The 13,602-nt window shown below is 55.5% G+C and carries 15 protein-coding genes; 9 read left to right on the top strand and 6 right to left on the bottom strand.

What is annotated here, in order from left to right:
• Positions 1-8 precede the first annotated feature (8 nt).
• Genes AB9F27_RS05365 through AB9F27_RS05380 form a run of 4 tightly spaced genes read right to left on the bottom strand, consistent with a single transcriptional unit; the run spans position 9 to position 3,480 of the window.
• Complete coding sequence (locus AB9F27_RS05365) at positions 9-1,190, bottom strand: lytic murein transglycosylase (RefSeq protein ID WP_335583799.1); 1,182 nt, start codon at positions 1,188-1,190, stop codon at positions 9-11.
• A gap of 60 nt (positions 1,191-1,250) precedes the next feature.
• Positions 1,251-2,165 (bottom strand): adenosylcobinamide-phosphate synthase CbiB, encoded by a 915-nt coding sequence (gene cbiB, locus AB9F27_RS05370; RefSeq protein ID WP_335583798.1) that lies wholly within the window; start codon positions 2,163-2,165, stop codon positions 1,251-1,253.
• Positions 2,162-3,097, bottom strand: coding sequence for a threonine-phosphate decarboxylase (locus AB9F27_RS05375; RefSeq protein WP_335583797.1), 936 nt, complete (start codon positions 3,095-3,097; stop codon positions 2,162-2,164). Before AB9F27_RS05375 ends, cbiB begins: the two co-directional genes overlap by 4 nt.
• Positions 3,094-3,480, bottom strand: coding sequence for a DUF1636 domain-containing protein (locus AB9F27_RS05380; RefSeq protein WP_039001805.1), 387 nt, complete (start codon positions 3,478-3,480; stop codon positions 3,094-3,096). Before AB9F27_RS05380 ends, AB9F27_RS05375 begins: the two co-directional genes overlap by 4 nt.
• 192 nt (positions 3,481-3,672) lie before the next feature.
• Here AB9F27_RS05380 and AB9F27_RS05385 point away from each other — a divergent pair, with 192 nt between their 5' ends.
• A complete protein-coding gene (locus AB9F27_RS05385) occupies positions 3,673-4,038 on the top strand; it encodes a response regulator (protein ID WP_335583796.1) in 366 nt (121 codons plus the stop codon).
• A 4-nt stretch (positions 4,039-4,042) separates the two neighbouring features.
• On the opposite strand, the gene AB9F27_RS05390 is transcribed toward AB9F27_RS05385, so the two are convergent.
• Positions 4,043-5,023 (bottom strand): glutathione S-transferase family protein, encoded by a 981-nt coding sequence (locus AB9F27_RS05390; protein WP_335583795.1) that lies wholly within the window; start codon positions 5,021-5,023, stop codon positions 4,043-4,045.
• A gap of 296 nt (positions 5,024-5,319) precedes the next feature.
• On the opposite strand from AB9F27_RS05390, the gene AB9F27_RS05395 reads away from it, so the two are divergent.
• The 8 genes from AB9F27_RS05395 to AB9F27_RS05430 all read left to right on the top strand — a co-directional run bounded on the left by AB9F27_RS05395 (position 5,320) and on the right by AB9F27_RS05430 (position 12,362).
• Positions 5,320-5,559: a DUF6732 family protein gene (locus AB9F27_RS05395; RefSeq protein WP_335583794.1), complete on the top strand. Its 240-nt coding sequence runs from the start codon at positions 5,320-5,322 to the stop codon at positions 5,557-5,559.
• A 12-nt stretch (positions 5,560-5,571) separates the two neighbouring features.
• Positions 5,572-6,690, top strand: coding sequence for a sirohydrochlorin chelatase (locus AB9F27_RS05400; RefSeq protein ID WP_335583793.1), 1,119 nt, complete (start codon positions 5,572-5,574; stop codon positions 6,688-6,690).
• Positions 6,687-7,379, top strand: coding sequence for a precorrin-8X methylmutase (locus AB9F27_RS05405; RefSeq protein ID WP_335583792.1), 693 nt, complete (start codon positions 6,687-6,689; stop codon positions 7,377-7,379). The genes AB9F27_RS05400 and AB9F27_RS05405 overlap by 4 nt, the downstream gene beginning before the upstream one ends.
• Positions 7,376-8,587 carry a precorrin-6y C5,15-methyltransferase (decarboxylating) subunit CbiE gene (gene cbiE, locus AB9F27_RS05410; RefSeq protein ID WP_335583791.1) on the top strand — a complete coding sequence of 404 codons (1,212 nt, stop codon included), beginning with the start codon at positions 7,376-7,378 and terminating at the stop codon, positions 8,585-8,587. Before AB9F27_RS05405 ends, cbiE begins: the two co-directional genes overlap by 4 nt.
• Complete coding sequence (gene cobI, locus AB9F27_RS05415; protein WP_335583790.1) at positions 8,584-9,285, top strand: precorrin-2 C(20)-methyltransferase; 702 nt, start codon at positions 8,584-8,586, stop codon at positions 9,283-9,285. Before cbiE ends, cobI begins: the two co-directional genes overlap by 4 nt.
• The gene (cobJ, locus tag AB9F27_RS05420; protein WP_335583789.1) at positions 9,276-11,114 is read left to right on the top strand and encodes a precorrin-3B C(17)-methyltransferase; all 1,839 of its coding nucleotides are present in this window, start codon (positions 9,276-9,278) and stop codon (positions 11,112-11,114) included. Before cobI ends, cobJ begins: the two co-directional genes overlap by 10 nt.
• A gap of 1 nt (position 11,115) precedes the next feature.
• Positions 11,116-11,907, top strand: a complete 792-nt coding sequence (cobM, locus tag AB9F27_RS05425) for a precorrin-4 C(11)-methyltransferase (protein ID WP_335583788.1) — start codon at positions 11,116-11,118, stop codon at positions 11,905-11,907.
• 101 nt (positions 11,908-12,008) lie between these two features.
• Positions 12,009-12,362 (top strand): hypothetical protein, encoded by a 354-nt coding sequence (locus AB9F27_RS05430; RefSeq protein ID WP_335583787.1) that lies wholly within the window; start codon positions 12,009-12,011, stop codon positions 12,360-12,362.
• 41 nt (positions 12,363-12,403) lie between these two features.
• Here AB9F27_RS05430 and AB9F27_RS05435 read toward each other — a convergent pair whose 3' ends face one another.
• Complete coding sequence (locus AB9F27_RS05435; protein WP_335583786.1) at positions 12,404-13,573, bottom strand: MalY/PatB family protein; 1,170 nt, start codon at positions 13,571-13,573, stop codon at positions 12,404-12,406.
• Between the last annotated feature and the right edge of the window lie 29 nt (positions 13,574-13,602).

The following is a 13,602-nucleotide window of genomic DNA, read 5'->3' on the forward strand; positions in this document are numbered from 1 at the left end:
CCGTTTTCTTAAAGCTTGTTCACCAAGTCATTTGTGGGCCAAGCGTCTGCGGGCAATCCAAGACGCTGCTGTTCTAGCTGAACCCCTGCGCGCGTTTTTGCCCCAAGGATGCCGTCAATTTTACCCACATCGTGCCCCCTTGCCGAGAGCTTTTTCTGGAGCGATTTCATTTGTGCATCCGACAGCGAAGGATCCGGGGACCCCAAGTTGAAAACGGGGGCACCTTCAAGACGCGTGGCGAAATAGGCGGCGGTCGTGACATAAACGAAACTCTTGTTCCACTCGAAGTACACGTGAAAATTGGGGTAAGCTAAAAAGGCGGGGCCATTGCGCCCCATCGGTAAAAGTATCGAGGCCTGTAAATTATCTGGGCCAATGTTTGTACTTCTCCCTTTGACGCCCATGCGCTTCCAATCGGAGACTTTGTAGGATTTATCAAGGCCAGTCTTGCTCCAGTCAAGATTGCTGGGCACGACGATCTCTTGCAACCAAGGTTGTCCTGCATTCCAGCCTAGGCCTTTGAGCATTTTCGCGCCCGACAGAAGCGCATCCGGCGGGGAGGTTTTGAGCGATACTTTGCCATCGCCGTCGCCGTCTACACCATTGCGGATGATGTCTTCGGGGAGCATTTGCACCATGCCGACTTCTCCGGCCCATGCACCGGTTGTATTCGTGGGGCTAAAATTGCCGCGTTCAAAGAGTTCGATTGCAGCAAAAACTTGGGGGCGAAACAGGTTCGGACGGCGACAATCATGCGAGAGCGTGACGAGGGAGTTGAGGGTGTTAAAGTCGCCTTGTACCGCGCCGTAATCGGTTTCCAACGCCCAGAATGCCAGCAAAACGCCTCGTGAAACGCCGTATTGCTGTTCCATTTGGTCAAAGACTGCATCGTATTTTTTCTCGTTGTTGCGGCCATGATCCATACGATTTTTGCTAATGACGGCGCGTGCGAATTCGTTGAAGTCTTTCTTGAAAATGCCCTGTGAACGGTCGGCCTTTAGGGTGCGCGGATCTTGTTTTACGCTGGCGAAAAACGCGTCGACCGTTGATTTCGAGTGGCCGCGTGCGGTGGCTTCTTGTTTCATGTTGGCAACAAATTGCCCGAAATCCCCCCCGCACTGGTTTTGAGCCATTGCAGTTGTGGACAGCAAGCTCAGAAAGAAGGCAGCAAGTGGGGCGCGAAAAAACATTAGGTACTCCGAGTATGAAATTTTGCGGCAGCCTAACAGGCCTTTGGATTCAGGCAAGGTTCAAAACAGGGCGAGGACAGCGCATAGGCCGATTGCCGCGCCCCAAGTTTTCCAAAGGACGCGAACGGTTGCGTCGATTTCGTCAGGTCCAATTGAGTGGTTTCCAGTGGGATTTACATAGGGGAAATCACGCGCTTCCCCATCGTAACTTCTTGGGCCAGCGAGCGCGATATTGAGGCATTGTGCCATAGCGGCTTCGGGCCAGCCCGCGTTGGGTGAACGATGTTTCGGCGCATCAATTCGCACCGGCTTCAACGCATGCATGTTGCCGCAAACGACGAGGATGAGGAGCGCGGTAATCCGCGCGGGGAGGTAGTTGAGCAGGTCGTCAAACCGCGCTGCCGCCCAACCGAATTCCGCGTGGCGAGGGGTGCGATAGCCGATCATGCTGTCGGCGGTATTCGTAATTTTATACAGAAATAGACCAGGCAGGCCGAAGAGGAGGAACCAGAAAACTGGGGCAATCACACCGTCTGAGAGGTTTTCCGCGGCGCTCTCGATCGCGGCGCGGCTGATTTGGGAGTCGTCCATATCGGTGGTGTCTCGGCCAACGATCCGCGCCACAGAAATCCGCGCATTCACGTTTGACAGACGAAGTGCGTTGGCAACGGCGGACACATGCTCGGTCAGGCTTTTCTGCGCTACGAGGATCGCGGCACAGAGGAGTTCAATCAACCAGCCAAACGGGAGCGCCGAAAGTACGAGGCCAGCAGAGATGGCACCAAGGCAAAGCCCGCCAAAAACCACCGTGCCTTTAAGTTTTCGATTATCCCCGTAATTTGCGCGTTCATCCGCGAATCCGATCAGCTTTCCAAACAGGACGGCGGGGTGCGTGAACCGGTCCCATAACAGTCGAGGCTCGCCAAATACCGCATCCAAGAGGAGGGCTAAAAGGAGGATTAACGGAAGGCTCATAGGGCACTTTCGAGTTGGTCCCATTGGTTGGGCGCAGGCATTCCAAGACGCAGCCAATGGTTTGAATACGGAAAAATCCGCGAGAGAACGTGATTATGGGCAAGCTTCTCGAACCACTTTTGCGCGTCGCCAACATGATAGAGTTGAAACAGCGTGGTGCCTGCGACGGATTCGGCACCCGCAGTTTGCAACAGCGCGTTCATACGGCCGGCATCTTGTGCAAGTCGAGAGCGGGTTTTCTCTGCCCAATCAAAATCTGCGAGAGCGGCAATTCCTGTGGTGATTGCGGGACCGGAAATCTGCCAAGGCCCGAGGGTTTCGCGAAGCTCATTTATGAGTCCCGGATCGCCAATAACAAACCCAAGACGCAGCCCAGCAAGTCCCCAGAACTTGCCGAAACTCTTGAGGATGAGTGTTCCGGGTTCGCATGCTTTCGCGATATGACTTTGAGCGGGCGCAACATCGCAAAAGCTTTCGTCAATGATGGTGAGGGGCGTGTGAGGCAGGGAGGCGGTGAAGGCACCTGTGGGGTTATTCGGGTGCACCGTGACCGAGGCGTCGATGCCGTCCTCCTCGATGTTCCACCCTGCAGTGCGAAAAGCGGCGGCGTGTTCGTTATACGTTTTCTGGATGATACGAACCGCGCCTTTTTTAACCGACAAATGCGGGATGCGCGCGATCAGGGCGCTGGCTCCGGGGGCGGCAAGAACGGCGGCAGAGTCGGGAACATTCCAAAAGGCGCGGGCGGCCTTCTCTAGCGCGGCAAAAGCGCTGTGATCAGGGAGGGACATCCATGCGTTGGCGGGGAACGACGGCAAGGGAAAGGGCACGGGGTTTATGCCGGTGGACAGGTCGAGCCAATCGCCCCTCGTACCGCCGAACTGTTCCATTGCAGCATCAATTCCGCCGCCGTGGTCCCGCTGCGTTTTCATGCGTCAGAATTAGAGGGTTTGAGGGACGGTAACGGAGGATGGCGCGTAATAAAGTGCCCCTTCACGCCCGCGGGCCATGTGCGATAGGGAATCTGTCCCGTTTCGCTCGCTTGATGCAGAGCCGCGTATTCCACGATGGCTTCGGCGGCATCTAGGGTGGCTTCAAATTTCCCGAGCGTATAGGCCAACTTTCCTTCCGCTTGGATCGCGATATTACAACCGTGGGTGCAGCCCATCAAGCAGCTTACACGCCGTGTTTGTACCTGCTCGGCTGCGACTGATTCGATTAATTCAGCCAAAGCGGCGCCGTCGGTGACGTCTGCACCGGTTTCTGCCCAACCTTCGCGCTTACAGGTGTCGCAAATTGTAATGAATGTCGTCATCTCATACCCCTTTTGCGTGTACCTCAATCGGATTCTCGCCGGAATTTCAACCCGTAGATGTAAGTTAACATTTCGAGGCAAGATATTAACCTGTTGTTAGTCTTTCGGGCGGAAAATAGTTAACGGTGGGATGTCTGGTGGGTAATAATGAATTTAGCAGTTGAGCAGTGCAATCCACTGATTGGAGGTTGTATGCGTATTTTAATCGTTGAGGGTAATCCAAACCTTGGGCGCATTTGGCAGGACCATTTAGAACGGCTTGATTTTGAAGTTGTCCTTGTTTCTGGGCAAAGTGGTGCCGTGAAATCCTTGGAGGAAGAAAACTTCAACGCGATTGTTCTCAACCTTGTTTTAAAGGGTGAAAGCGCATTTGCAGTCGCGGATTATGCCAGCTACAAACGCCCCGATGCGAAGGTGATTTTCGTAACTGACACGAGTTTCTTCTCGGACGGTTCTATTTTTGCTTTGGCCCCAAATGCCTGCGCCTATGTGCGCGAGCAAACGCCGCCAAACGATTTGGCGGCGATTGTGGCCCATTATGCGGGAGACCGATCCTAACAGATTAGAGCTCGTCGCGTCCGTGTTTTTGGTTAAAATCAAGGATCGGATTGATCGGGATAATCCGGTTCGGGTTAATCGTTTCGTGGCTATAATGGTAGTGGCGCACGATGTGATCCATGTTGGTTGTTTCTGTAACACCAGGCACTTGATAGAGTTCACGCGTATAGGCCCAAAGGTTGGGATAATCGATCAGGCGTTTACGGTTACATTTGAAATGTAGGTGATAAACCGAGTCAAAGCGGAACAGCGTTGTTGCCAGCCGCCAGTCCGCTTCTGTGAGGCGATCCCCCATCAAATACCGGTGCGTTGAGAGGCGGTCTTCGAGCCAGTCAAGCGTGTCGAAAAGCGATGCGACAGGCGCGTCATAAGCCGCTTGGGAGGTTGCAAAACCAGCTTTATAGACGCCGTTATTCACGTTGGAATAAACTCGCGCGTTAATTTCTTCGATGTCGCCGCGCATCTCTTCAGGCCAGAAATCCAGCGTGTTTCCTGTGATCCCGTCAAAGGCGGAATTGAACATGCGGATGATTTCGCTGCTTTCGTTGCTTACAATGGTTTCGCGCTGTTTGTCCCAGAGAATAGGCACCGTCACGCGGCCCGACACGTCGGCTTGCGCCTTCGTATAAATATCGCGTGCAAAGGGCAGGTTATAGAGCGTGTCGCCGGTCGCGCCAAAGTCGTCCTTCTCAAAGGTCCATCCTTCGGTCAGCATATCAGGGTGCACAACGCTTATAGATATGTGTTCCTCTAGCCCTTTGAGGGCACGGAAAATGAGGGTGCGATGGGCCCATGGGCAGGCATAGGACACATAAAGATGATAGCGCCCACTTTCTGCAGGAAAGCCGCCATCGCCACTGGGCCCTGCGGCGCCGTCGGGCGTAATCCAATTGCGAAAACCGGCAGTGGAGCGCTTAAAGGCGCCGCCTGTGGATTTCGTATCGTACCATTCGCTGTGCCATTTTCCGTCTACAAGTTGTCCCACGCGGTGCTCCTATAAATATGTCTCCTTTAACCTAGTTTTTGTGGCACGGGGATTAAACCCACATAGGGGCGCAGGGAGGGTGCGAGTGCGCACAAAGGCGCCAGACGCAAAACACTCCGCCGTCATGTTAGAATCTGATTGCACCGAGTAAGGTGAGGGCATACGTTGCCCGTAACGAAGCCCACAGGGCCAGAGAGGTTGGTTGTCGCGGTTTGACCCAGATAGGGGAACCAAAGCAACATCGTTAAGCGCAGTTTCTGCGGTCCTTCTCCTCTGCCCAAACAAGGAGAATGGACATGACATCGCGTACTTCAATAGTTTCCCTTTCGGCCGTTTTGGTTATGACTGGTTTGCCCGTATTGGCACATCCAGGGCATTTGATTGAGGCCGCAGGGCACACCCATTGGGGCGCGGCGATAGCATTGGGCGGGGCGATTGCGATTGGTCTTTGGGCGGCGAAGGGTCGGAAAAAACCTGAGGCGGAAGAAGCCGAAGCCGAAGAAAAAATTTCCGACGCCGAACCCCAAGAAGCCTGAAGGAATTCCGATATGTCAAAAGTAGGTGTGATGATTTGCGGCCATGGGTCGCGCAGCCAAGCCGCCGTGGACCAGTTTGCGGTTCTGGCCGAAAAGCTTCCTGCGTTGTTGCCGTCAGATTGGATGGTGGACTACGGATATCTTGAGTTCGCAAACCCTGTAATCCGCGATGGTCTTGATCGTTTGCGGGCTGGCGGATGTGACCGGATCGTAGCGGTTCCGGGAATGCTTTTTGCCGCGATGCACGCCAAGAATGACATTCCGACCGTGCTGAATACTTATGCCGCAAAACACGGCGTTGAAATTTCCTATGGCCGCGAACTTGGCGTTGATCCCAAGATGATCGCAGCCGCAGGCGAGCGTATTCAGGAAGCGGTAGATCGGGCGAATTCGGAACTGGGTGCAGTGCCGCTGGAGGAAACCTGTCTGGTTGTGATCGGGCGCGGCGCGTCCGACCCAGATGCCAACGGAAATGTGAGCAAAATCGCAAGGATGTTGTGGGAAGGCATGGGGTTTGGCTGGTGCGAAGTTGGCTATTCCGGCGTGACATTCCCGCTAGTGGAACCCTGCCTGACGCATGTGGCGAAGCTTGGGTACAAGCGGGTTATTGTGTTTCCGTATTTCTTGTTTACCGGAATTTTAATCGACCGTATTTACGGCTTTACGGACCAAGTTGCCGCCGCGCATCCTGATATCGAGTTTGTGAAAGCTGGGTATTTGAATGACCATGCAAAAGTGTTGGAAACCTTTGCAGAGCGTGTAACCGAACAGCTCGGGGAGATCGTTCCGCCGACGTGTGGAACGTGCAAATACCGCACGCAAGTCTTGGGTTTTGAAGCCGAGGTTGGCGCGGTTCAGGAAAGCCACCATCACCACGTTGAGGGACAAGGGGCCAATGCGCCAGGCAGTAATGTCGAGGATTGTGCGTTGTGCGCTGACTTCTGTACGGGGGAATGTCGGTTGGAAATGTTGGCCCATTCGCATGATCATACTCACGACCACGACCACGACCACGACCACGACCACGACCACGACCATGCGCATGATCATTCCCACACGCACGACCATGTTCACGCTGAATACCCGCATCCCAAACACCCGCATGGGCCAGAAAGCGCACGCAAGAAATGAGGGGGGAAGACCGATCATCGAGCCCGCAAGCGGGCCACTCTGCTCGGCCTGCGCTCAGGTATGAGCGCGCGCCCGCCGAAATCTATGCGCAGAGTTTTGCAACCGTCGCCAAGGAGGCTCGTTTGGAGCGCTTTGACGCAGGCATGACGGCCCTTGCGACCCGCATTATTCATGCCTGTGGTATGATCGAGGTCGCGGATCGCCTTGCGTTTTCGCCCAATGCTTATGCGGCAGGGCAGGCCGCATTACAGGCCGGTGCGCCAGTTTTGTGCGATTGTGAGATGGTTGGGGCGGGGATCATTCGCCGGTATTTACCTGCTGGCAATGAGGTGATTGTGACGCTAAACAATGCAGAGGTTCCTGATCGTGCGCAGGCCATCCAAAACACACGGTCGGCGGCGGCGGTTGAGCTTTGGCTAGAACACCTAGACGGCGCTGTGGTCGCGATTGGCAACGCGCCAACAGCCCTTTTCCATTTGCTTGAGTTGATAGATCAAGGCGCGCCAAAACCCGCTGTTATCCTTGGATTTCCCGTGGGATTTGTGGGAGCTGCGGAAAGTAAAGCGGAACTCGCTGCGCGCCCACGTGGATGTGAATTTATCGCGCTGCGCGGACGTCGTGGCGGATCGGCTATTGCCTCTGCTGCGGTGAATGCGCTCGCCGCGGGATTGCCGGAGGTTACGACATGAGTGCTTGGCTCCATATCGTCGGAATTGGCGAAGACGGATTGGAAGGACTTACCCCCGCAACACGCGCGGTTGTTGAGGCGGCACAGGTCATCGTCGGCGGTGATCGGCATCAAGCTTTGGCAAATGTTGGATCGGCAAAACGTGTGGCTTGGCCCTCGCCATTTGATGCGTTGATCGACGTTCTGAAGGCCCACAAGGGGCAACGCGTTGTCGTTTTGGCGACGGGTGATCCGCTTTGGTATTCCGTTGGTGCACGGATTGGGCGCTCAATCGATCCAAGCGAAATTACCTATCATCCGCAAGTCGGCGCGTTTCAACTTGCTGCGGCGCGGATGGGCTGGAGCATGGCCGATTTGGAAACGCTGACGGTGCATGGTCGCCCTGTGGAACAGATGATCGCGTTTATTCAGCCCGATCAACGCTTGCTGATCCTGACCACGGGGGCGGAAACGCCCGCGCAAATCGCGCAATTCCTGGCGGCGCGTGGTTATGGGCGCAGTCGCATGGTTGTTTTGGCGGCAATGGGTGGCGAAAATGAGAAACGTTTCGAAGGGGTTGCCGCGAGTTGGGATCACGAAGTGCCCCCCTTTAACACGCTAGCGGTTGAATGTGTGGCGGCACCGAATGCGGCACTTCTTCCACGCGTTCCGGGCCTTGCGGACGATATGTTTGAGCACGATGGCACCATGACTAAGCAAGAGGTGCGTGCGGCAACCTTGTCCAAACTGATGCCGATGCGCGGCGCGTTGTTGTGGGATGTGGGAACCGGCTGTGGTTCGGTGGCCGTTGAGTGGATGCGGTCGGCGCGCTATGCGCGGGCCATCGGGATTGAGCCACGGGCGGATCGACGCGCGATGGCGGCGGCGAATGCGCTGGCGCTGGGCGTCCCGAAACTAGAATTGGTGGACGGGCGTGTGCCCCAAGCTCTCGCGGATCTCCCCGCTCCAGATGCGGTGTTTATCGGCGGGGGGTTAAGCCGCGAAACCTTTGATGCCGCGTGGAGTGCTTTGCGTCCATTGGGGCGGCTGGTTGCCAATGCGGTGACGCTTGAGAGTGAGGCCATACTCGTGTCGCTTTACAAGGAATTTGGTGGGCAGTTGGTGAAGCTTTCTGTGCATCGCGTTCAGACACTTGGGGGCGAAGGCTCTGGGCATACCGGCTGGAAACCACTGATGCCCGTGACACAGTTGAGTTTGGTTAAACGATGACCGGAAAACTTTACGGAGTTGGGCTGGGTCCGGGCGACCCAGAACTGATGACATTGCGTGCGGCAAAACTCATTGCAGCAGCCGAAGTTGTGGCCTATCCCGCGCTCGCGGGTGGGGCGAGTTTCGCGCGATCGATTGCGGCTGAATACATCCCCGCTGGCGCCCATGAAATCGTCATGGATGTGCCGATGACGGTTGAACGCGGCCCCGCCCAAGCAGCCTATGATGAGGGGGCCGCCCAAATCGCCAAAGAGCTTGAGCAAGGGCGCAATGTTGTGTGTTTGTGCGAAGGGGACCCGTTTTTCTATGGCTCCTTTATGTATCTTTTTGCGCGCTTATCCGGCCGTTTTGAATGCGAAGTTGTGCCAGGTGTGACCAGTGTGACGGCCTGTGCTGCGCGGGCAAAAATGCCTTTGGCGGCGCGTAATGAACGGGTTACGATTCTGCCCGGCCCACTGCCCGAGGCCGAGTTACGCCTGCGAATTGAAGGCGCGGAAAGCGTCGCGATTATGAAAGTCGGACGGCACCTTGCGAAAATTCGCAACGTGATCTCCGATTTGGGCCTGCTTGCCCAAGCCACCTATATCGAGCGTGCGAGCCTTCCCCAAGAAGTGGTCGTTCCGCTCAAGGATGCGCCCGAAAACGCACCCTATTTTTCAATGATTTTGCTGACGAAGGGAGCTGATCCATGGCTCTAACGACTTCCCCCAAATCCACCCCGAACCCTGTTGTAGTTTGCCTCTCTAAATCTGGCGAAGCAACGGCGCATCGTGTAGCTGAAATCCTTGGTGCGGCGGTACATGGCCGCGCAGATCGCGTGACAAAGGCCGATGCATTTTTCGCCGATGCGCTGGAACATGTGCGCACGCTTTTCGCCAGTGGCACCCCAGTTGTCGGCGTTTGTGCGAGCGGTATCCTTATCCGTGCGGTGGCGCCATTACTGGCCGATAAAACAACCGAGCCACCCGTTATTTCGGTCGCGGATGATGGCAGCGTTGTCGTGCCATTGTTGGGTGGGCATCGCGGGGCCAATCGGTTGACGCAACAAATTGCAACGGCCCTTAACAGCCATGCCGCGGTCACAACGGCGGGCGATGTGGCTATGGGAGTCGCCCTTGATGCGCCGCCCGCGGGCTATCGTTTGGCCAATCCGCAAGACGCGAAATCCGTTATGGCGGCGCTTTTGAATGGCGCCACGGCCTCGCGTCAGGGCGAAGCGATTTTCGACCTTGAGAATGACGTTGACGGCGCGGTTCAGCTTTACGTGACCGAAGCTCCGGTTGACGGAAATGAAACCAAGCTGGTTTACCATCCACAACGTTTTGCGCTGGGCCTTGGATGTGCGCGAAACGCCGATCCAGAGGAAATGTGGGCGTTGGTGACAGAAACCCTGACGCGCGAAGGGATTGCGCAAGGGGCGATTGCCTGTGTGAATTCCATCGACCTCAAGGGAGACGAACCCGCGATGAATGTTGTTGCTGCGCGCCTCGGTGTGCCGTTGCGATTGTTCACGGCTGCCGAACTTGAGGCCCAAAGCCCACGGCTCGAAAATCCTTCCGACGTGGTCTTTGCCGAAGTCGGCTGTCATGGCGTGTGCGAGGGGGCTGCATTGGCCGCGGCTGGAGCCATAAGCGAGTTGATCGTTGCGAAACAAAAAACGGCGAATGCGACATGCGCCTTGGCGCGGGCCGAAGACCCGATTATTGAGTTCGCTGGCCGTTCCCGTGGTCGCCTGTCGATAATCGGCATCGGTCCGGGTCAACACAGTTGGCGCACGCCAGAGGCCAGCCGCCTTGTCGCCGAAGCCGAGGAACTCGTGGGCTACGGTCTTTATATCGATCTGCTCGGGCCGCTTGCCTTTGGCAAAACACGGTCGGATTTCCCGCTTGGCGGCGAGGAAGATCGCTGTCGTTTCGCGCTTGAGCAGGCTGCTTTGGGCAAGAATGTTGCGCTGATTTGTTCCGGCGACGCAGGAATTTACGCCATGGGCGCCTTGGTGTTTGAACTCTTGGATCGCGGCCCTGATGAGATGGGCGTAAGCGATGCAGCCCACCGCGTCGATGTTGTCTCAACCCCAGGCGTTTCGGCGCTTCAGGGAGCCGCCGCACGCGCAGGAGCTCCTCTTGGCCACGATTTCTGCGCGATCTCGCTCTCGGATTTGCTCACCCCCCGCGAAGATATCGTGAAACGGCTTCATGCCGCAGCCGAGGGTGATTTTGTCATCGCGTTTTATAATCCCGTCTCAATGCGCCGACGTACCCTGTTGGCCGAAGCCCGCGATATCCTGCTCAAACATCGCCCCGCAGACACACCCGTAATGCTCGCCAGTTCATTGGGACGCCCCGAAGAAAACGTGCGCTACAGACGACTCGCGGATTTGGAAGTGGACGAAGTGGATATGTTGACCGTGGTTTTGGTGGGCTCTAGCAACTCAAAACTCGCCCAACTCGGCGAAGGCCCGCGCATGTATACTCCCCGTGGCTATGCCCGAAAAATTGACGGCGATTTAGCCAAGAAAGTAGTGTGATATGACAGTCTTTTTTATCGGGGCAGGCCCCGGCGATCCGGAACTTTTGACCCTAAAAGCCGCGCGTGTGATTGGTGAATGTCCCGTGTGCTTGTATGCGGGTTCGCTGGTGCCGCCACAGGTCGTTGAATGTGCCCCAGAAGGCGCACGCGTTTTGGACACAGCGCCAATGACCTTGGACGACACCCACGCCGAAATCTTGGCGGCCCATAAACGGGGCGAAAACGTCGCGCGGGTTCATTCAGGCGATCCGTCGCTTTACGGGGCGATTGCCGAGCAAATACGGCGATTGAAAGCCGATGGAATCGATTATCAGATCATTCCGGGTGTGCCAGCCTATGCCGCCGCCGCCGCCGCCCTTGGTCAAGAGTTAACTATTCCTGAAATCGCGCAATCCATTGTTTTGACACGGATGTCGATGCAGTCGACCTCTATGCCTGCAGGCGAAACTCTTGATAATTTTGCCCGTACGGGGGCCACTTTGGCGATCCATTTGGCGGTCCGTAATATGCGGGAAATCGAACGGGTTTTGGTGCCGCATTACGGCGAAGACTGTCCTGTGGTGGTGGCGTATCGCGTTGGCTGGCCCGACGAGATGATGCTGCGCGGAACTTTGGCGGATATTCGCAAGAAGGTCCGTGCTGCGAAAATTACGCGAACCGCCCTTATTCTCGTTGGTCCAGCCCTTGGAGAAGTGCGCGACTTTAAGGATTCCGCCCTTTATGATCCCACCATGCCGCATGTGCTGCGCCCTGTAACTGGTGTTGATTTGGTCGAAGACATCAACACCTAGGGGAAACAGTTTTGAGGGTTAAGGTTAACTTGACCTACACGTCCTCTGTGGCATTCTTAACGGAAGCGGCGCTGTGTCGTAATTTGATTCTCGGAGTTGTGATGTCTGATTTTCTACCCAAAGAAGTGCGCGAAGGTCTTGAACGGGCCCGTATGGCCGCTTTAAGAAAGCGGAGCCGTTTGTGTGTGCACACGGGGCCGGATGTCTTCCCGATTCTTAAGTTTTGGGATCGTGGCTTCTCTTTGGAGGCAAAAAACGCGCCGCATATTCGTGGGTTGGTGGATGTTTTTGATGGAAGTCGGCACCTGTATCAATGTCTGATTGTCGCTTCAGAAACGCATGACGATGAAATCCATTTTGATTTTAAGCGCGCCACCGTCGCCGCAGATCGGGCCGCGCTTGATTTTGCTGTCTCGGATAACGCCCCCGTCGCCTTGATCGTTCACGCTAGATAGCATTGGGGAGGGCGCAACCTTACTTGCCACGCCCGTCCAACCTATTGCAAATCCCCAAAGGCCGCTTGCATCCGCGATACCGCTTCTTGAACGCGGGATCGCTGCGTTCCGATATTGAACCGCAGGTGAACCTCTCCCCCTGTACCAAATGTGGGCCCCTGATTTGTGGCAATGCGGGCAACTTTTGCCACCCTCTCCGAAATTTCGCTCATCGACATTCCCGTACCAGCAAAATCGACCCAAGCCAGATATGTCGCTTCGAGGTGCATTGATTTTAGGCCCGGAATCGCATTGATGCCTTCGTCGAAAATACGTTTATTTTCAGCAATGTAGGCCACAAGTGAATCCACCCATTCGGCCCCTTCTGGTGAATAGGCGGCCGTTGTCGCGACAAGGCCAAAACTATTTGGCGACAGACTGAGCGCGCTCATTCTTGCGGCAAACTTCTGATGCAAATCTGGGTCTTCGATAATTGCGTTGCCCGTGTAGGCCCCAGCGATATTGAAGGTTTTTGACGGGGCTGTCAGCATCACAAGACGATCCGTTACCCCCTCAATCAACGGCATTGCCGTGTGTTTTGCACCGTCAAAAACCACGTCATGGTGAATTTCATCACAGACAAGCGTAAGATCGTGCCGGATAGCAAATGCGACCACGGCTTCCAACTCGCCACGCGTCCAGACACGCCCCCCAGGATTGTGCGGCGAACAGAGGATCAACATGGTTTCTTTGCCAGTCATTTTGGCGTCATAGGCCGCAAAATCCATTTCATAGCGACCGTTGTTATCCACCAAAGGACATTCAACCACTTTGCGGCCCGATGCGGAAATGATCCGCGCAAAAGCATGATAAACGGGGGTGAAAATTACCACACCGTCGTCTGGAGCTGTGTAAGCTTCCAAACAAATACCAACTGCGTTCACGAGGCCATGGGTTGTAAAAATAGCTTTGGGATCAAAACTCCAGCCATGGCGGTTTTTCATCCACCAACAAATTGCCGCTCGATAGTCAGTTTCATCCGAGAAATAGCCAAAAACGCCATGGTCAATCATTCCCTGAAGCGCGTCGCCGACACATTTTGGGGGTCGAAAATCGGTATCGGCGACCCACATTGACAAACCGTCCTCTGGCGACACGCCGTATATCTTTTCCATGCCATCCCATTTTGAGGAATGGGTGCCGCGTCGATCGATTATGGTGTCAAATTTCATTTTGGTTCCTTGACGTTTCCAGTTTTTTG

It is taken from the genome of Falsihalocynthiibacter sp. CO-5D18 (assembly GCF_041205445.1).
GTDB lineage: Bacteria > Pseudomonadota > Alphaproteobacteria > Rhodobacterales > Rhodobacteraceae > Falsihalocynthiibacter > Falsihalocynthiibacter arcticus.

Coding starts and splice junctions, on each gene's coding strand:
- AB9F27_RS05365 (WP_335583799.1), bottom strand. CDS start 1,190: ATGTTTTTTCGCGCCCCACTTGCTGCCTTCTTTCTGAGCTTGCTGTCC.
- cbiB (WP_335583798.1), bottom strand. CDS start 2,165: ATGAGCCTTCCGTTAATCCTCCTTTTAGCCCTCCTCTTGGATGCGGTA.
- AB9F27_RS05375 (WP_335583797.1), bottom strand. CDS start 3,097: ATGAAAACGCAGCGGGACCACGGCGGCGGAATTGATGCTGCAATGGAA.
- AB9F27_RS05380 (WP_039001805.1), bottom strand. CDS start 3,480: ATGACGACATTCATTACAATTTGCGACACCTGTAAGCGCGAAGGTTGG.
- AB9F27_RS05385 (WP_335583796.1), top strand. CDS start 3,673: ATGCGTATTTTAATCGTTGAGGGTAATCCAAACCTTGGGCGCATTTGG.
- AB9F27_RS05395 (WP_335583794.1), top strand. CDS start 5,320: ATGACATCGCGTACTTCAATAGTTTCCCTTTCGGCCGTTTTGGTTATG.
- AB9F27_RS05400 (WP_335583793.1), top strand. CDS start 5,572: ATGTCAAAAGTAGGTGTGATGATTTGCGGCCATGGGTCGCGCAGCCAA.
- AB9F27_RS05405 (WP_335583792.1), top strand. CDS start 6,687: ATGAGGGGGGAAGACCGATCATCGAGCCCGCAAGCGGGCCACTCTGCT.
- cbiE (WP_335583791.1), top strand. CDS start 7,376: ATGAGTGCTTGGCTCCATATCGTCGGAATTGGCGAAGACGGATTGGAA.
- cobI (WP_335583790.1), top strand. CDS start 8,584: ATGACCGGAAAACTTTACGGAGTTGGGCTGGGTCCGGGCGACCCAGAA.
- cobJ (WP_335583789.1), top strand. CDS start 9,276: ATGGCTCTAACGACTTCCCCCAAATCCACCCCGAACCCTGTTGTAGTT.
- cobM (WP_335583788.1), top strand. CDS start 11,116: ATGACAGTCTTTTTTATCGGGGCAGGCCCCGGCGATCCGGAACTTTTG.
- AB9F27_RS05430 (WP_335583787.1), top strand. CDS start 12,009: ATGTCTGATTTTCTACCCAAAGAAGTGCGCGAAGGTCTTGAACGGGCC.
- AB9F27_RS05435 (WP_335583786.1), bottom strand. CDS start 13,573: ATGAAATTTGACACCATAATCGATCGACGCGGCACCCATTCCTCAAAA.